At 45.0% G+C, this 18,812-nt stretch carries 16 protein-coding genes and 1 rRNA gene; 11 read left to right on the plus strand and 6 right to left on the minus strand.

Going from position 1 to position 18,812, the window contains the following annotated elements:
* Positions 1–308: 308 nt before the first annotated feature.
* Positions 309–725, minus strand: a complete 417-nt coding sequence (locus tag BS614_RS08145) for a hypothetical protein (RefSeq protein ID WP_167544389.1) — start codon at positions 723–725, stop codon at positions 309–311.
* 523 nt (positions 726–1,248) lie between these two features.
* Between BS614_RS08145 and BS614_RS31090 the strand changes: the two genes are divergently transcribed.
* Genes BS614_RS31090 through BS614_RS08165 form a run of 3 tightly spaced genes read left to right on the plus strand, consistent with a single transcriptional unit; the run spans position 1,249 to position 3,234 of the window.
* A complete protein-coding gene (locus BS614_RS31090) occupies positions 1,249–2,322 on the plus strand; it encodes an effector binding domain-containing protein (RefSeq protein WP_244898326.1) in 1,074 nt (357 codons plus the stop codon).
* 25 nt (positions 2,323–2,347) lie between these two features.
* Positions 2,348–2,797 (plus strand): hypothetical protein, encoded by a 450-nt coding sequence (locus BS614_RS08160; protein WP_074093599.1) that lies wholly within the window; start codon positions 2,348–2,350, stop codon positions 2,795–2,797.
* Positions 2,794–3,234, plus strand: a complete 441-nt coding sequence (locus BS614_RS08165) for a hypothetical protein (RefSeq protein WP_074093600.1) — start codon at positions 2,794–2,796, stop codon at positions 3,232–3,234. The genes BS614_RS08160 and BS614_RS08165 overlap by 4 nt, the downstream gene beginning before the upstream one ends.
* A gap of 113 nt (positions 3,235–3,347) precedes the next feature.
* On the opposite strand, the gene BS614_RS08170 is transcribed toward BS614_RS08165, so the two are convergent.
* Positions 3,348–3,752 carry a CBS domain-containing protein gene (locus BS614_RS08170; protein WP_074093601.1) on the minus strand — a complete coding sequence of 135 codons (405 nt, stop codon included), beginning with the start codon at positions 3,750–3,752 and terminating at the stop codon, positions 3,348–3,350.
* Between the two features lie 177 nt (positions 3,753–3,929).
* Between BS614_RS08170 and pbp4 the strand changes: the two genes are divergently transcribed.
* Positions 3,930–6,017 (plus strand): penicillin-binding protein PBP4(5), encoded by a 2,088-nt coding sequence (gene pbp4 / locus BS614_RS08175; RefSeq protein WP_074093602.1) that lies wholly within the window; start codon positions 3,930–3,932, stop codon positions 6,015–6,017.
* A gap of 110 nt (positions 6,018–6,127) precedes the next feature.
* On the opposite strand, the gene BS614_RS08180 is transcribed toward pbp4, so the two are convergent.
* Positions 6,128–6,883, minus strand: a complete 756-nt coding sequence (locus tag BS614_RS08180; protein ID WP_074093603.1) for a class I SAM-dependent methyltransferase — start codon at positions 6,881–6,883, stop codon at positions 6,128–6,130.
* 278 nt (positions 6,884–7,161) lie between these two features.
* On the opposite strand from BS614_RS08180, the gene BS614_RS08185 reads away from it, so the two are divergent.
* The 3 genes from BS614_RS08185 to BS614_RS08195 all read left to right on the plus strand — a co-directional run bounded on the left by BS614_RS08185 (position 7,162) and on the right by BS614_RS08195 (position 9,579).
* Positions 7,162–7,578, plus strand: a complete 417-nt coding sequence (locus BS614_RS08185; RefSeq protein WP_074096741.1) for a VOC family protein — start codon at positions 7,162–7,164, stop codon at positions 7,576–7,578.
* Positions 7,579–7,726: 148 nt separating this feature from the next.
* Positions 7,727–8,326 (plus strand): TetR/AcrR family transcriptional regulator, encoded by a 600-nt coding sequence (locus tag BS614_RS08190; protein ID WP_074096742.1) that lies wholly within the window; start codon positions 7,727–7,729, stop codon positions 8,324–8,326.
* Between the two features lie 32 nt (positions 8,327–8,358).
* Positions 8,359–9,579 (plus strand): MFS transporter, encoded by a 1,221-nt coding sequence (locus BS614_RS08195; protein WP_074093604.1) that lies wholly within the window; start codon positions 8,359–8,361, stop codon positions 9,577–9,579.
* 93 nt (positions 9,580–9,672) lie between these two features.
* Here the strand turns inward: BS614_RS08195 and BS614_RS08200 are convergent, their stop codons facing one another.
* The 3 genes from BS614_RS08200 to licT form a co-directional block, all read right to left on the minus strand.
* Entirely contained in the window at positions 9,673–11,082 is a 1,410-nt protein-coding gene (locus BS614_RS08200; protein ID WP_074093605.1) for a glycoside hydrolase family 1 protein, read from the minus strand.
* Positions 11,083–11,124: 42 nt separating this feature from the next.
* Entirely contained in the window at positions 11,125–13,020 is a 1,896-nt protein-coding gene (locus BS614_RS08205) for a beta-glucoside-specific PTS transporter subunit IIABC (RefSeq protein WP_074093606.1), read from the minus strand.
* 184 nt (positions 13,021–13,204) lie between these two features.
* Positions 13,205–14,065: a BglG family transcription antiterminator LicT gene (gene licT / locus BS614_RS08210; RefSeq protein ID WP_074093607.1), complete on the minus strand. Its 861-nt coding sequence runs from the start codon at positions 14,063–14,065 to the stop codon at positions 13,205–13,207.
* Between the two features lie 312 nt (positions 14,066–14,377).
* Here licT and BS614_RS08215 point away from each other — a divergent pair, with 312 nt between their 5' ends.
* From BS614_RS08215 to BS614_RS08230, 4 genes are all read left to right on the plus strand, one after another.
* The gene (locus BS614_RS08215; RefSeq protein WP_074093608.1) at positions 14,378–14,545 is read left to right on the plus strand and encodes a DUF3934 family protein; all 168 of its coding nucleotides are present in this window, start codon (positions 14,378–14,380) and stop codon (positions 14,543–14,545) included.
* A gap of 165 nt (positions 14,546–14,710) precedes the next feature.
* The gene (locus BS614_RS08220; RefSeq protein WP_074093609.1) at positions 14,711–15,142 is read left to right on the plus strand and encodes a MarR family winged helix-turn-helix transcriptional regulator; all 432 of its coding nucleotides are present in this window, start codon (positions 14,711–14,713) and stop codon (positions 15,140–15,142) included.
* An 80-nt stretch (positions 15,143–15,222) separates the two neighbouring features.
* The gene (locus BS614_RS08225; protein WP_074093610.1) at positions 15,223–16,398 is read left to right on the plus strand and encodes a YhgE/Pip domain-containing protein; all 1,176 of its coding nucleotides are present in this window, start codon (positions 15,223–15,225) and stop codon (positions 16,396–16,398) included.
* Between the two features lie 706 nt (positions 16,399–17,104).
* Positions 17,105–18,657 (plus strand): 16S ribosomal RNA (locus tag BS614_RS08230).
* Positions 18,658–18,812 lie beyond the last annotated feature (155 nt).

Genomic DNA, 18,812 nt, shown 5'->3' on the forward strand with positions numbered 1-18,812 from the left:
GAAATAGCATAATGAGCCCGTCGTTTATCTCTAAATTTCATGTGTAAAAATATTTAAAAAGGCACCTCCAGAAAGGGCATGAGGATAACGAATGGTTATCCCGTGCCTGTTCCATGAGGTGTCCTATTCAGGTTCATTTATGTTAAACGCTACCTGAGGTGGCATTGCAGGTTAATTGTTGTTACTGGCGGAGCATGTGAAGGAGGGCGTTTAAATAAGCGAAATTGGTGATTCATTTGTGGAAAAAAAGAGCACAGGCCCCCCCTGATTCGGGAAAGCTTATGCCCTTCTACATATGTATCTACTTTTTAGTCAAGACTCAGGTCGAAATCAGGCTCACACATATAATCTAATGGGTACAGATCATCTCGTGCCGAGATTAATGCACGGAAATGCAGATCCCTGATACCGTACTCAGTTGCACTTTCATCTGAGCGATTGGAGACAAGTTCAGCTACCACAAAAGCGTCTTCTGCGAGGTTACATCTAAAAAGAACATTTTTCGGATGAATGACTTCCTCCAGGTAACTGTACGTCATCACGTGAAAGGTTTGTCCGCGCCAGTTTGTCATGATCACTTTATAGGACTGCGTTCGCACCAGATCCAGATAACGTTCCAGCTGGAACGTATGCTCGAATTGCGTAATGTAACCTTTTTTATCTACATCAATCGTGAATTCGACATCATAGCTCACATGCATTTCATCTTTATAAGTTCCGTTCATAACCTTCATGTTGTCAAAGTGTAATCAGAATTCCGGATCTTCTACATAGGGAATGGTAATGAGTTCGGGGTCAACATATTCTGTGATCTTACTGTTACTGGAAGGTGGGGTGTAATACTTCGATGGCTGAAGATCAATCGATCCAATCATGCTTCCTTGGAAACAGGGGCTGCAAGTTATTCGCATAGTCATCTCCTTTAGATTTAATCAGTAGTTAGACGAACGAGTAACAATAAAGTTGCACCAGAATAAGGAAATGAAGGACGGGAAGAACCCAGTATGTCTATCTCCCAACATCGAGCAGGAACGAATGGTAGGTAAGTATTATTTTAAGTCATGAATCGCACGTCTACTTCTGTTCCTGCTACTTTCATATGAACAGGAGCACCGGCGCTATTTTCAATCTACCTACTCTTTTGATACAGTAACTGTAGGACATATCGGAGGTATATATCATATATGGAACAAGCACTTCAGATACTGATGCGAAATGTACGTGCAGAAGAGCACACCTTTTTTGTATATGCTGCATGAGGAGGCACGTTTCGATCAGGAACTGTTCTGGCAATACGTGAACAGTATTATGGAACTGACTCGTCGTACTGCCAATCAGCCTTTGGATCGAGAACTTTCCAGTGCGGTCAGCTTTACATATTCCAAAATCATGGAGTATCTGCAATGGCACCAGTTGGATCGTGATGTGTATGAGATTAAACAGTTTCCATATGTCTACGCACATCAGATTGTGAATCTGCTAGGCAATGTAGTCAACGGCTTCTATAAAGGTATCGTAATAGATGAAGCCAGTTTCGATGAGGAGTTCCCCAATCCGGCTTTCACAGGCGAAATGGCAGAAGAGCAACCAACCATTTTGCAATTAGGCTATTATAAACAACATACGAATGTACACGCCCTTGCCTTTCGAGAGGAAGATGGGACGTATCGAATTGTTTTGAATGAAGAAGAGGATCGGGATCTTGCAGATTCCAGGCTGAGTCGCGGAGAGGTAGAGGGAACGTATCTTTTTACGGCTCCGGATGCCAGCAGCGCCCACCAATGTTTTCATGAATGGGTCATGGAGAACCGTGCCCCATATCGCTCTCGGAGAGGAGTCCATCTAATGAATGTGAATGATAAGGTGATCGAACAGCAGTCTCTTACCTTTGTGGGCATCAAACGAACGTTCTCTTGTGTGGATGGTGAGAATTTAAGAGAAATTCCTAAGATGTGGCAGGATGCTTTGGCAGACGGCATTGAGGAACGTTTAAACGGGTTCAATAACGGAGCTATTCCCGGTCTGGTGGGTATCTGTATAGATCAGCGAGAGCTGAAGGACAATCAAATGGAGTATTGGATTGCTACCTCTTACTCAGGTGAAGTGCCTGAAGGTTTGGTGTCCATCGAACTTCCCGCGTCCCATTGGGTTGTATTTGAAGCGGATGAATTAAAGCCGGAGGCGATACAACGGTTGTGGCACCATATTATGACAGAGTGGTTTCCTTCCACTTCATATCAGCACGCAGGGATTCCGGAACTTGAAGTGTACAGAGGTCACGGCACACCTCCCCAAGTCTGGATACCTGTAAAATCTGTGTGAGCAAAATTGAATGAGGAGGCCTACGATGTTATCCAATAAAGTGATTGATCATTGCCAGGAGCAAGGCTGGTGGCATGAAGATATTCCAGCAGAATACGAAGAAGCGTTGCGGAAGCTTGAAATTGATCTTCAATCGGATTTCGCACAATTTTATTTGCATGCAGAGGATGGACCGACTTTCTACAGCAGGCATCAGGAGTTGTATCAGATCTGCTGGTTTATGGAGAACACCGTATATATGGAAGACATGAATGTAGCACAGCTTACACTGGGACTTCCCGAGGCGTATATTCCACTGGACAGTTTTGAAGGTGAGGGTGGATTTTTCTACAACCGTCAGACGGGAGAAGTGGTGCTGGTGGAACTGGGCGAATCGATTGAACGGTTTCTTAATGGCGAGAGTGAGCCGCAGTGGGCTGATTTCAATGCTTTTCTGGAGTGGTATTTCGTCCTGGAGGAGGAGACGGTGCAATGAAAGATCTAACACTGGAACATGCCGAACTGGAGCGACAAATTGTTGAAACCGTAGAAGCCGGTAATGTGCTGGATGAGACGCAGCAGCATGAACAAGCACTTATCTATTATGATCAGGCATGGGGCATGTTGCCCGAGCCGAAGATGGAATGGGAGATTGCGAGCTGGATCGCATCCTGTCATGCGAATGCACATATCGATCTGAAGCAGTATGGACTGGCGAAGCCGTGGGCTGAGATATCGTTAAATACGCGGAGTTCGGATAGAAATACGAGTCCGTTAATCGATCTCGGCATGATCTGCATGAGACTTGGACAGCATGACGAGGCGTATTCGTATTTGCATCAGGCGTATGAGTTCGGCAGAGAGCGTGCATTTCAGGGAACCCCCAGGGACGTGTTGAACTATTATAAGGAAGAGCGCGCCAAGCGAAAGTAGAGTGATTCCGACTATACCATGAAACGAAAAGGGTACCCCGGTTTGGCCAAACATGACCACAGGAGTACCCTTTCGAGTTGAATATTCGTTTATTACAGGATGTTCGACTTCATCTAATCCGAAATGTTACGCGTATAGTATTCAATAATATCCTTACGACGGATAATACCGAGGAAGACACGATCGACATCCACCACAGGCACAAAATTTTGGTCTGCTGCAAGTGTCAGCATATCCTCCATTTCAGCCTCAATGAATACACATTCATTATATACCCGATTGTTAATCTCATGGACCTGAACCTGATCCATCGTATCAAAAGTCAATCCGGGTGTATTTCGCATTTTCCATAACAAATCGCCTTCGGAGAGGGTAGCAACATATTTTCCATCCTGGTCAATCACGGGAATGGCGGTGTAGTGGTGCGATTCCAATTGCTCAATAGCATCTTTCATGGAAGCGGTAGACTTGATATAGGCCACTTCGGCTTTGGGGAGTAAAAAATAGCTGATTTCCATCATCGGGCTCCTTTTCAGCCTTTTGCATAGCAAAAAAGCTTTAGTATGTAATCTCACTATCCTTATTTAAACATATTATGTGAGCTTTCGGCTATTTTTAATGATAAATTCGTCAGATTTGTTTCATTGTTTAAATGGCTCTGGAAATCTATAGTGTATATTAGAGGTGATGTAACCATGAAATCCAAACGTAAATTAATGTACGGACTGCTGCCCATCTTGTTTGCAGGTGGAATCGGAATGTATCTATACATGCAAAATAACAAAGAAGCAGAAGCCAAGCCCCAGACTACCGTGAATCAGTACATAGAGCATCTGCAAAAAAAAGAGTTTGACCAGTTGTACACCTTGATGACACCTGCTTCGCTGCAAGAGTCGGGCATAAACAAGGAACAATTTGTTGAGAAATACAATGCGATCTATTCGGGTATGGAAGTATCCACCGTCAAGGCGGCGGTTAAACCTGTGGATGTTGCCGAAACGGCTTCCGATGGCAGTAAGACCGATGCAGAGAAACAAAACCCGGATACGTATGAGGTGGATTACAACCTGCAACTGACAACTTTTTTGGGAGAAGTCAGTGAGACGCATACATTAAAACTGGTCCGGCAGGAGCTTGAGGACGGCAGAAAAAACTGGCAAATTAACTGGCAGCCTTCACTGATCCTGAATGAAATGGTTAAGGGCAGTAAGGTACGCGTGAGGACACTGTTCCCGGATCGTGGAGATATTGTGGATCGTGATGGTTTGCCGCTCGCTACCAAGGGCACAATGAATGAATGGGGCATTGTACCTGAGAAACTTGGGGATAACCCGGATCAGATGATTGCCCGAATCGCGGGCCATTATCAGGTTTCGGAAGATGCCATTCAGAAGGCGCTTGCGCAGACATGGGTGAAGCCGGAGTATTTTGTCCCGATTGGTTCAACGGAGGAGTTTGACGTACCAGAATCTTTAAGCGGGGTTACGATGCAAAGCAAGGAAATCCGCTATTATCCACTCGGCGAGGCGGCTGCGCACCTGATTGGTTACGTGCGCAAAGCTACCAAGGAAGACCTGGATAAGGATACGGAAGGGTATTATCGCGCCGAGGATTGGATTGGTAAAGCGGGTTTGGAGCAGTCCATGGAGAAGCAGCTGCGTGGTGAGCGTGGTGGTCTGATTGAAATCACGGATGAATCGGGCAACTCCCGTTCTGAGCTTATTCGTAAGGATGCTGTAGATGGACAGAATGTTCAGCTGACGATTAGCTCCAAACAGCAAAAGAAATTGTATCAGACATTATCCAGTGGTGGAGACGCCGGTGCAATGGTTCTAATGAATCCGACGGATGGCAACCTGCTGGCGTTGGTCAGTGCACCTTCCTATAACCCGAACAAAATGGTCACAGGACTTACTCAGGCAGAGTGGGATGCTTATTCAGCGAATGAGAGGCTTCCTTTTATCAACAGAGTCACTACCCGATATGCACCAGGATCAACCTTCAAAGCGATTACAGCCGCAGCGGGACTGATGGAGAAGGTGACCACAGCGGACAAAACCCATGATATCTCTGGCTTGCAATGGCGTAAAGACGATAGCTGGGGCGGTTATTATGTCAAGCGTGTGAAGAGTTTATCTCCAGTAAATATGGTCGATGCTCTGGTGTACTCTGACAATATTTACTTTGCCATGGAAGCGATCGAGATGGGCAGCGCCAAGTTTATTGATGGGATTCAGAAGTTTGGTTTTGGCGATAACTTTGGACTGGATGAATTGTATCTGAAGCCAAGCCAATATGCCAACGAAGCACATCTGGATCTGTCATCTGAGGTGTTACTCGCTGATACGTCCTACGGGCAAGGGGAGATGTTAATGTCCCCGATTCATCTGGCAGCGTCATTTACACCTTTTATTAATGAAGGGAAGCTGGTGAAACCTGTTCTGATCGAGGGAAAAGAAAGCACTGAGCCTGAGGTAATTATTACTCCGGAAGCCGCAAATACGGTTAAGGATGCTTTGGGAGAAGTTGTTTCCCGGCAGGGAGGTACCGCCCATAACTTGAATTCAATTCCTGGAGGGCTCGCGGGCAAGACGGGAACAGCGGAGCTGAAAGCGAAGAAGGGAGAGAAGGGTCAGGAAAACGGATTTTTCGTAGTGTTTGATACCGACTCTCCGACCTTCCTGTTATCCGCTGTAATTGAAGAGGTGAACGGCCGAGGTGGAAGCCACTATGTCGTGGATAAATTAAAGCCTTTTTTGGAAAAGTTGGAGATTACGCAGTAAACCCGATTTAATATAGCCTCGCAAATATCATAAAAAGACCCGGTAACCATGCTATAGTTCTCACATGTGACCGGGTCTTTTTTATTTCATTTTATTCAATATGGAATCATTTATTTCCGAGCAGTAATCATAAAGCGTGCCGAGTTGGTACGAATGCCTTTCTCGTCGTGATGTTCTTTCACAAACTGCTGGAATCGCTCAAAGTCAGTGTCTACCTTCCCGAAATCAGGAATGATGGGTGCATGGGTTAGGAGAAACATCAAATCTTCGGGTGTAGCGTAATGCTCCACCACATTATATTCATGGGCCTGAATGTCATGGAAACCTGCTGTTTGAAGTTCATGCTTGTATCGTTCCATCAATGTGCCAGGTTGAATGCCAAGGCTCTGTCCACGGCCAAAAGCTTCTGAAAGGTTGGATTTATCATGTTCGCTGACCTGCTGGGTTAGAAATATCCCACCCTGAGCAATAACCCTAAATACTTCTGAAGCAGAGAACCTAGAGTGTCTGGAAGATACCACATTAAAGAAGCAATCTGGAAAATCCAGTTTTTCTGCGTCCATATGAAAAAAGCGTACATTGAAATGACCGCCCATAGCCTGAAGATTATGCTGTGCGGTCTCAATCATTCCTTGAGCGAGATCAATTCCCACTAGCAATAAAGCTTCTTCCGCAATGGACAGAATGGCTTCTCCACCACCTGTTCCAATATCCAGCAACAGATCGGACGATCGCGTATGGCGAACAACTTCCTCATAGAAGTTCCATCCGATGTTCTCCGAGACAACGTTCATGGAGCTGAAGTTCCAGCCATTCGTCCGGCCTACGCGTTCATAAAAGTCAGCGTAATCTATTTTGTTTTTCATTCTCATATTCCTCCAATGTGAGTTTGTTTGAACAGGACAAGAGAGTTGTGCCCAATCGTTCTAATGTAAATGGTCGAATAGGATCAAATGGACAGACGTGTACCTTGATAGCTGGTACGCGTTTTGACCCAGCCCGACGACTAATTACTTCGAACAATACGGAGCAACATCCGTGTCACCTCACAAGTTGGAATGTCTCCATTATATTCAATTGACAGCGTATACGCGAGGTGTTATTTTGAGGTGGAATGTATTCTATGAGTTCGAGGTGATCGATGGTGGCTATTCGTGCTAAGCAGATTTTTGTTAATTTACCTGTCCAAGATTTGAAGAAATCCGTTGAGTTTTTTACTAAGGTGGGATTTGAGTTTGACGCCAATTTTACGGACGAGTCTGCTACTTGTATGATCATCGGGGAAAATATTTACGCCATGCTTCTGGTGGAGGAACGTTTCCAATCCTTCATTTCAAAAAAAATCTCCAATGCCGCCGATACAACCGAAGTCATCGTTGCCCTGTCTGTAGATAGCCGTGAGCAGGTAGATGTGATTGTACAAGCTGCCCTCGATGCAGGAGGGCAGCCATCCAACGAACCACAAGATCACGGATTTATGTACGGATGGAGTTTTCAGGATCTGGATGATCACCTGTGGGAAGTTTCCTATATGGATCTAAGTGCTTTTCCTTCGGAGTGATAAAATGAAAATAACTAGAGCCCTCCTAGATTAATAGGAAGGTTCTTTTTTTGTCAGTCGTACCTTTTTCATTGCTTATATTGGGTGCATCTGTTAAAATACAGAACGAATGTTCAGTATGCATGGGACGGAGTGAAATCGAATGAATATGAATAAAAAGCAACTACAGACTGAGCAAACCAAGAAAAAACTTGCGGATGCTTCCAAAGCCCTTTTTGTACAAAAAGGGTATAAAGCAACGTCCATTGAGGATATTGTAGCTGCGACGGGCAGCAGCAAGGGCAATATATATTACCATTTTAAAAGTAAGGAAGGTCTGTTCCTCTATCTAATCGATGAGTGGGACCGGGAGTGGGAAGAGAGCTGGGCGGCCAAAGAACATCTGTACCGCACCTCTACGGAGAAGATTTACGGCTTGGCGGAACAATTAGTGCTGGATGATATGAATCACCCGCTGACGAAGGCAGCTGATGAGTTCTTCACAGGGGAAAAGAAAGAAAATGATATTGAGGAGCGGATCTCCTTAATGTTTGAGCGGCATATTCAATTTAATAAACAAATGATAGAGCAAGGCATTGAGAGTGGTGAGTTCAAAGCAGACAATGTAGATAATCTCGCGCTCATATTGGAAAGTACCATTATTGGTCTTAGTCAGATGTCACGGGGGATGGAGCCTGATCAGGCTCTTGCGTTATACCGCCAGGCTGCCAGTGTATTCTTACATGGGATTGCAAAAGATAAAGCTTAAGCAACATTTTGACAACTACGGAGGATGGAATCATGGCATTACTAACACGGAACAGGGGCGCACTGCTGCTGTTAATGTTTAATATTTTTCTCGTTTTTACGGGTATTGGTCTGGTTGTACCGATCATGCCTGCGTATATGGATCTACTGCATATCACCGGATTCACGGTTGGATTGCTGGTAGCGGCATTTTCCTTCACCCAGTTTCTGTTCTCCCCGCTTGCGGGTCGATGGTCGGATACGTGGGGACGTAAAAAAATTATCGTTGGCGGCATGCTAATTTTTGCCGTATCGGAGTTTATGTTTGGTGCGGTCAATGCACCAGTCTTGCTCTTCGCAGCCCGGATGCTTGGTGGTATCGGTGCGGCGATGATCTTCCCGGCGGTTATGGCTTACACCGCAGATATTACAACAGAGGAAGAACGCGGCAAAGGTATGGGATTGATTAATGCAGCGATTACAACCGGATTTATTATCGGTCCGGGAATTGGTGGGTACATTGCGGACTTTGGCATTCGAATTCCGTTCTACGCCGCTGGGGTTGCCGGTTTGTTGGCATCCATCATTACATTGATTATTTTGCCGGAATCCACGCGAAGCACAGGAGAACAAAGTAAACCTATCCCTGGTTTAACGAAGGTCAAAGCTCCGGGTATGGTATCCCAATTGCTGAATTCGTACCGTGAACCGTACTTTTTCAGCTTGATTATTGTGTTTGTTATGGCATTTGGTCTGGCGAACTATGAGACGGTATTTTCACTATTTGTGGATCACAAGTTTGGTTTCACGACCAAAGACATTGCATTCATTATTACTTTTGGTTCCATCGCGGGTGCTGTTGTACAAGTATCTCTGATCGGTTGGTTGCTCAACCGGTTTGGTGAAAAGATGGTCATTTCAGTCTGTCTGTTATTTGTAGCCGTATTTGTACTGTTGACCTTGTTTGTAAGTACGTACTGGATGATTCTTGTCGTAACGTTTATCGTCTTTCTGGGTATGGATATTTTACGTCCGGCGATCAGTACACAGATGTCCAAACTGGCACAAGAACAACAGGGCTTTGTGGCCGGATTGAACTCGGCGTATACCAGTTTGGGGAATATCGCAGGTCCAATCGTAGCTGGAGCACTGTTCGATGTGAATATTAACTATCCTTATGTTTCAGCAGCTGCCGTTCTGGCGATCTGTTTCCTGTTATCCCTAAGGGTACTCAGAGGGGGAAAAACGGTGAAACAACCGAAGGCTGAAATGTAAATGGAAAAGAAAGCTTCCACATCAATGCACCAACACCAAAAAAGTCGACTACACATGTTTCATGTGCAGTCGACTTTTTTAATAGTACGTGTATTAACGAATTTCTCCATTCGTTTCAATCAGTTTTTGATACCAGTGGAAACTCTGTTTGCGGATACGTCTCAATTCCTTGATATCGAATTCCTCGCGATCCACATAGATGAAGCCATAACGTTTGCTCGACCCTTGATGTGTACTAACAAGATCAATCGCAGACCAAGGGCAGAAGCCAAATACATCCACGCCGTCCGTGATCGCCAGTTGAATCTGTTCGATATGTTTATTGAAGAATTCAATACGATATGGATCGTTAACGACGTCGCCTTCCTCGAGTTTATCAAATGCACCCAGACCGTTTTCCGTAACAATCAATGGCAGATGATAACGAGAGTAGATCTGACGCAGGGTAGAGCGGAAGCCGACCGGATCAATTTCCCAGCCAAACTCCGTTTTTTGCAGATTGGGATTCACAGATCCTCTATATGCGCCCGGTTCACCTACGATTTCATGCTGGTCTCCTGTATGAGAGAAGTCATTGCCATCGTTCAGACTTTCACCAACCGTCTGGGAAGTGTAGTAGTTGAACGCAATAAAGTCAGGGTTTCCTTGAGCTAGTATATCCATATCTCCGTCTTCGATGACAGGCGTATATCCTTTCTCTTCGAGATAACTCCAGGCAATATGATTATAACGCCCGTATACCGCCATATCGAGATAGAGCCAGTTACGAATGGCAGCATAGTTATCAGCCGCGAGTGTGTCTTCTGGTTTGGAGCTCGCCGGGTAGATTACACCGATGTTAGGAGCTGGGCCAATCTTGGCTTCAGGCAGCATCTCATGACACAGGACCATGGCTTTAGCTTGAGCAACCAGCATGTGATGATTTTGCTGATACAGTGTTTTTTGCGGATCAACAAGTGTTGTATCCAGTGTACCCAGAGAGCCGGGATGCAGGATCAGCATATTTTGTTCGTTGATGGTCAGCCAATATTTAACCCGATCTCCGTAGTTCTCATAAAGAGTCTTGGCATATTGTTCAAAAGCATCAATCGTTGCTCGGTTGGACCAGCCGCCTTTTTCTTCAAGCGCATAAGGAAGATCGAAGTGATACATCGTCACAATGGGCTCAATACCGTATTTAATTAACTCATTAATGAGGGAATCGTAAAAGGCGAGGCCCTTCGGATTCACTTCACCTGCTCCTTGCGGATAGATGCGTGTCCATGCGATGGAGAAGCGGTAGGCTTTGAAGCCCATTTCAGCCAACAACGCTACATCTTCTTTGTACATATGATAGTGATCACTGGTTACCTTGAAGTCGGTTACGCCTTCCACATGGTTGCCCATGTCGATGACAGAAGGGCCTTTGCCATCTTCATTCCAGGCTCCCTCAATCTGATAGGCAGAGGTTGAACCTCCCCAGAAAAAATCTTTAGGAAATGGTTTCAGTTGAGTATGTTTCATGGTTAGTTCCTCCTAAGTTGAATTCGTATGATATAAGTTGGGTCAGACAACGAGAGTCAGCAGGACATCATTTTTCTGTACCTGTTCCTGAGTTGTTTCGAACACATCCACTTCTTGTTGCGTTAGAGTCACAATGACAGGGGTTACGGTTTCGTATCCGGCTTCCTTGATCTTATCGATGTCAAACTGGATCAACAGATCGCCCTGTCTTACGATATCACCTTCCTGAACAACTGGAGAGAAGTGTTTTCCCTTCAGCGCTACTGTGTTGATGCCAACATGAATCAGAATTTCCGTTCCTGCGTTAGTGGTTAATCCAATGGCATGTCCAGTCGGGAAGAGGGAAGTGACAACACCGTCTACCGGAGCGACAACTTCGCCAATCTCAGGGACAATCGCCAAACCTTTGCCCATAGCACCAGTCGAAAAGGCTGGGTCGTTAATGGTATTCAGTGCTACGGCTTTACCTGTAAGCGGGCTATAAATTTGTTCTTTCTTGATCTCCGTTGTTTTAGTCTCAAGTACGACAGAAAGTTCTGCTGGTGTACTTTCAGCCGATGTGGAGACAGATTCGTTTGTCTCGGAAACTGTATCTTTGCTTTTGCTTTCATAACCAAACATCACCGTTAATACCGCTGCTACCGCAAAGGAGCAGGCAATCGCAATCACGTAGACAACCGTTGGTGTATAGACAGGAATGGCAAATATATTGTGGAACACATAAGCAGTCATTTTAACACCAAAGTGACCATTAATGGCACCGCCGATCGCACCTGCGATAACCACGATAGGAATCACACGTTTATAACGCAGGATCAAACCGTATACAATTGGTTCAGTTACTCCTGCAAGCAAACCGGTAAGGCTGGTCGAGCCAGCAAGAGTCCGCAGGGTTTTATTCTTTTTGGCTTTTAGGAAAATACCGAAGGCTACACCGATTTGTGCAAACACGGCTGCAGCAGCCATGGCTTCAATCGGATCGCCGCCAACTCCGATATTCTGTATCGTGATTGGAGTAAAGCCCCAGTGGAGTCCGAACACAACCATGAAGGTCATGAATCCACCCAGTACAACCCCTGATAATATACCGCTGACACCAATGAGCCAAGTTACGCCGGAGGAGATCCAGTCACCTACCGTGGTGCCGAATGGTCCAAAGGCCATTGCGGACAGCGGAACCATAATCATCAAAGCAATCATTGGTACAAGGAACAATTGCAGGTCTTTCAAAATGATTTTCTTGAGTAATTTATCGAGAACAGCGTAGATACTAATGGATATGAAGATTGGGAATACGCTGGCTGAATAATTCATCATCACAACTGGGATACCCAGGAACGATACATCTGAACCCTTATCCATCAGCCCGGTGAAGCTCGGTTCCATCAGAGCGGCACCAATTACGCCAGCTACATAAGGATTGGCTTTCAGCTTCATACCCAGTGTAATCCCAAGGAAGATGGGCAAGAAATAAAATACAGCGTTGCCGGCAGCGGATAAAATTAAGTATGTGTCACTTGTATCCGACATCCATCCGAGCATGGTCAGGACAGTTAGCAAAGCTTTTAGCATACCTGATCCTGCCATAGCCGGGATTAACGGCGAGAAACTTCCGGATATAATTTCAAAAACTTTGGATAATAGCGAGGTTTTTTCCCCTGTAGACTCAGCCGATGAGGAGGAATCTCCTCCGAAATCCCGGTTTTTCATAATCTCCGCATATACATGAGCCACGTTACTACCGATGACAACCTGGAACTGGCCGCCGCTTTCAACAACGGTAATAATACCATCGTGTTTTTCAAGCGTTTCGCGTTCGGCCTTTTTCGAATCTTTCAGGTCGAATCTCAGCCGGGTCGCACAGTGGACAAGACCATTGATATTGGCTTCTCCGCCGACGAGACGAACGATGTCATCCCCCATTTTTTTATGATCCATGTTCATTCTCCTTTGTTGTTAAGATTGCCTGAAAACAAAAAAATACCTAAACGAATGGCTATGATCATCGGAAAGATGACCTGTTGCCAATCATTTAGGTATCGCCTGCTTGAGCAGTAACAATCCTTGTCGTTAAGTTGTGAGACTTACTATATATGACGGCGAAATCGTTTGCAAGCTTTTTTTATTCCGTGTCGAGAAGCTCGTTACGGGAAGTGACACGTTGAATATGGATCGTCAAATACACCTTTTCATCAATGGACATGGCACTTTCAAACTTGTCCTCAAGGTACTGATTGATTAATTGGGTGCACTGAAAAGCCTTGCTGTATTTGTCTTTCACTTGCTCATACAGAAAGTTATCTCCTGAAGCAAATTGCTCCTGTTCATTACTCAACATTCGCTGCACAAAATATTGAAGATGGGTAATAAACCGAGAATAATTAAATGAATTTTCATCCAGGGCGATGTGGTAATGGTTGGTCACAATGTTGAAGATATCATCAATAACTTCAGTGATTTCAACGGTTTGTTTCATGCCCTGAGCATCTTGACGAGCGTTTACAAAATGCATGGCAATAAAGCTGGCCTCATGTTCATCCATTTGGATGCCGAATTGTTCCTGGATCAGCTCCACAGCGTTCATGCCAATCCCAAATTCCTTCTTGTAAAACTTCTTGATCTGCCACAAAAGGGAATTCTTCAGACCGACGGATTTACGGTACCGGGTAATGGCAAACTGAATATGATCGATCAATGATATATAGATATTATCACTAAAAATATCGCCCATTTCTTTTTTGGCATGGCCCACAATTTCGTCCGCTAACTTCAAATATTCGACTGATGTTTCCCCAATCAGATCGATTAATTTTTGTGGTATTTTATCCGATTTAAGCACAAAGGTTTTTTCAATTTTATCCTCATCCACAGGCTGTCCGTTTTTCTTTTTGAAGCCAAGACCGTTGCCGATGACAACAAATTCGTGACCAACCTGGTTCTCAGCCCGGATGACATTGTTGTTAAAAATCTGACGGATGATCATATATGTGTTTCACCTCAATTGGTCGTAATAATAACAAAAAACCCAAACTAAGGCTTAATAGACAGCCTTGGTTTGGGTATCGCCTGCTTACCAGTAACAATCCCGAAGAAGACGCAGCTTCCTCTTTCAATTATGTCCACTATACCGCTTTCATAACAGAATAACAATACAATGATTTATGGAAATGGACGTAAAGACGTGGATTTTTGGTATAATAAGAAATGCTGGAAGTGAATTAGATGGGCTGGGTTGCATAATAAGTTACCGAGGACGGTCATTTTTAAGCATATACAGGATTATTGGAGTGATAACATGAGCAATGCAAAAGGAAAAGGCGGCACCGGCCGTGGTACGGGTAAAAAAGGCTGGAACCGTTGGCAAGCCGCTGCTAACCGGGCGAAAAGTGCACCGAAGCCTTATAAAAGTAAAGGCACAAAGAAGAAGGACGATACCGAAACTTCAAGTGGCAAGCCCGAGTAAGTATGGCTTGACGATGCCAGAGGAGAGAGCTGCCTGACTAACGGGTGGGTCTCTTTTTGCTTGAAAAGATAAAAAATTAAATTGACAGTAATGTAAATATGGTAATAATATAGAGCTTACGCAAATTAGATGGTAGTGCTACTATATAAAGAAAGGAGCAACAGCATGCCTGTTAATATGGATGAAAATCCACTTGGACTGATTCTGTCACGGACGTATCTGGCATACAAAAAAACAACAACCAGAAATCTGAGTGAACAGGATATTACTCCGGAACAATTTGCAGTCTTGAATGAATTGAGCAAGGCTGGAAGTCATATATCACAGAAAAAACTGGCTGAATTAACAGTGCGGGACCAGACAACGGTAGGCAAAATTATAGATAAGTTGATTCGCAAAGGTCTGGTGACAAGAGAAGAAGATCCACAGGACCGCAGAGCGGTTTTGCTTTGTTTAACGGCGGAAGGACTGGAAATGAATAACGTTCTGACACCTAAGTCAAAAAAGCAAGAGCAAGAGGCACTCGCCGATTGTTCCCCTGAAGAGCTTGAAGCATTTATGAATGTGATGAATCGGATCTATGAAAAGATGAAATAAATTTTTTTGGTCTAATATGTGCATGTGCATATATATGTAGTGCAATTATTTTAATTTTAACTAATGGGAGTCGTGAACGAATGAAAAGCTTCAAAGATTTTCTTAAAGTGCCACAGACAAAAATAGGGTTGGTTTTTGCATTGATTGTTCCACTGTTATTTGTTGTGATCTGGATGACGGGTTATCATCAAGCCACGGAGAGAGTGGATCAACTTCAAGTTGCTCTGGTGAACGAAGATGGGACACAGGGAACAGTTGTGCAGAAGCAGATTGAAACGCTCGCGCCTTTCCATGTCAATGTACTGGATTCTGCCCAGGAAGCCGAGAAACAGATGAATGCAGGTAACTATGCGATGGTTATTGTTATTCCGGAAGGATTCACTGACCGGATTGAAGGCGGTACAGAGACGAGTTTGTCCTTCTATATTAATCAGGGAAATGCTGATGTAGCCAAATCCATTGTGGAACACGCGGCGACTGGAATGACTGCACAAATGGGACAAGGGATTTTGGAGTCCAAGGTTCAAGTCACCCTTAACCAGGATAGTATCAACAACGATGAGTTGAGTGCAGCTATTGGACAAGCGATGGCAAAGATGAATGAAGGGCCTGTAAAGGCTGAAATTAATAAAACGAACAGTGTGAGTGATTTTGCTACATCGATGCTGCCCATGATTCTGGGTTTTATCACCTACATTGCTGCGATGACTATGAACATTCAGTTTAATATTACGTCGAATATGATGAAGCGTACCCATTCCAAATGGGAAATCTTCTGGGGACGGCAAATGCTGTTATTGTGTATAGCAGTGATCGTTCCTCTAATAGTGGATACAGTTGCTCTTCTGTTCACGGATGTGGCGAGCTCCTTCGGCGCGTTGTATCTGTATCATGTGCTGGTGAGTCTGGCTTGTATCTGTTTTACACAAATGAGTTTTGCCCTGTTTGGTAATGCAGGCCCTCTATTTAATGTAGCGATGGTTCCGCTCCAGTTGATGACAGCAGGAAATATCATCCCAGCCGAGATGCTGGCGCCATTCTACCGTTATATTGGAAACTTTCTGCCCGCTTCCAATGGGGTACAGGGATTTATGCGTTTGATCTATAGTGGAGAAGCAGTGGGTGGATTCATGGTTCATCTTCTGTTGATCTCGATTATTACGTGGGGAATTACGTTGCTGAGAGTTGGCATGCAAAAAGCAGGTAATGGACAAATGACGATGACGCCTCCAGCATCAGCACAGGCACAACATTAAGAGTTTCCTTCTATATATAATGTAATAACACACACATGAAAGTGGTTCACGTATAGTTATATGCGTGCATCACTTTTTTTGTGTATCTTCTATAATACCTCTTCTTATACTCGTGGTAACTTACAGTGCCCCCAGTAATCTTGCATGACCTTGATAAAAGGACAACCTAAATTGAGCATATTAATGAAGCTAAAATATATGGGTGGAGATGTAGGCTAATAAGTTTAAAATCAATTAGACATGTATTGCGACGTATGAATGGAAAAAATGTCATTTAAGCTATAATAAACTTTACACTGAGATAGAGGAGAGCAATACAGTAAAGGTAGTTGATTTGTAGTAAATGAATTTTATTAAATTAAGTATTGTAATTAATATCTATACGTGATATATTATTAATCCGGCCAAGAAAACACGGTAAAACACTGGTGCGGCAAGCGAATGAAATAAGCTTCGAAAGAAACTTAAAAAAAAGAGCTTGCAAAGTTGGTTCGGACATGATATTATATAAGAGTTGCTGAAGAGAACAACATTCGGTAACGAAACAAGTTTGATCTTTGAAAACTGAACAACGAGTGAGTAAACATTCTGCTTGCAGAATGAAACGCGAAAGTTTGAGACAAGCCTTGGCTTGGATCGGCTGGAGCACAAATGAGATTTTTAATCTCGTCAGATTCAAAATGAGCTTATCGCTCTTTTCAATACTTTATTGGAGAGTTTGATCCTGGCTCAGGACGAACGCTGGCGGCATGCCTAATACATGCAAGTCGAGCGGACTTGAAGAGAAGCTTGCTTCTCTGATGGTTAGCGGCGGACGGGTGAGTAACACGTAGGCAACCTGCCCTCAAGTTTGGGACAACTACCGGAAACGGTAGCTAATACCGAATAATTGTTTTCTTCGCCTGAAGAGAACTGGAAAGACGGAGCAATCTGTCACTTGGGGATGGGCCTGCGGCGCATTAGCTAGTTGGTGAGGTAACGGCTCACCAAGGCGACGATGCGTAGCCGACCTGAGAGGGTGATCGGCCACACTGGGACTGAGACACGGCCCAGACTCCTACGGGAGGCAGCAGTAGGGAATCTTCCGCAATGGGCGAAAGCCTGACGGAGCAATGCCGCGTGAGTGATGAAGGTTTTCGGATCGTAAAGCTCTGTTGCCAGGGAAGAACGCTTGGGAGAGTAACTGCTCTCAAGGTGACGGTACCTGAGAAGAAAGCCCCGGCTAACTACGTGCCAGCAGCCGCGGTAATACGTAGGGGGCAAGCGTTGTCCGGAATTATTGGGCGTAAAGCGCGCGCAGGCGGTCATTTAAGTCTGGTGTTTAATCCCGGGGCTCAACCCCGGATCGCACTGGAAACTGGGTGACTTGAGTGCAGAAGAGGAGAGTGGAATTCCACGTGTAGCGGTGAAATGCGTAGATATGTGGAGGAACACCAGTGGCGAAGGCGACTCTCTGGGCTGTAACTGACGCTGAGGCGCGAAAGCGTGGGGAGCAAACAGGATTAGATACCCTGGTAGTCCACGCCGTAAACGATGAGTGCTAGGTGTTAGGGGTTTCGATACCCTTGGTGCCGAAGTTAACACATTAAGCACTCCGCCTGGGGAGTACGGTCGCAAGACTGAAACTCAAAGGAATTGACGGGGACCCGCACAAGCAGTGGAGTATGTGGTTTAATTCGAAGCAACGCGAAGAACCTTACCAGGTCTTGACATCCCTCTGATCGATGCAGAGATGTATCTTTCCTTCGGGACAGAGGAGACAGGTGGTGCATGGTTGTCGTCAGCTCGTGTCGTGAGATGTTGGGTTAAGTCCCGCAACGAGCGCAACCCTTATATTTAGTTGCCAGCACTTCGGGTGGGCACTCTAGATAGACTGCCGGTGACAAACCGGAGGAAGGTGGGGATGACGTCAAATCATCATGCCCCTTATGACCTGGGCTACACACGTACTACAATGGCCGGTACAACGGGCTGCGAAATCGCGAGATGGAGCCAATCCCAACAAAGCCGGTCTCAGTTCGGATTGCAGGCTGCAACTCGCCTGCATGAAGTCGGAATTGCTAGTAATCGCGGATCAGCATGCCGCGGTGAATACGTTCCCGGGTCTTGTACACACCGCCCGTCACACCACGAGAGTTTATAACACCCGAAGTCGGTGGGGTAACCGCAAGGAGCCAGCCGCCGAAGGTGGGATAGATGATTGGGGTGAAGTCGTAACAAGGTAGCCGTATCGGAAGGTGCGGCTGGATCACCTCCTTTCTATGGAGAATCGTTTCCTGCAACGGAAACATTCAAATATGCAGCTTAGCTGCAAAACACTCACTCGTTGCTCAGTTTTGAGAGCTCAAACTCTCAAAACAGCTTGCTTTTGCATGGAGCTTGTTCTTTGAAAACTAGATATCGAAACGAAACAA

This window comes from Paenibacillus xylanexedens (assembly GCF_001908275.1).
Classification (GTDB): Bacteria; Bacillota; Bacilli; order Paenibacillales; family Paenibacillaceae; genus Paenibacillus; species Paenibacillus xylanexedens_A.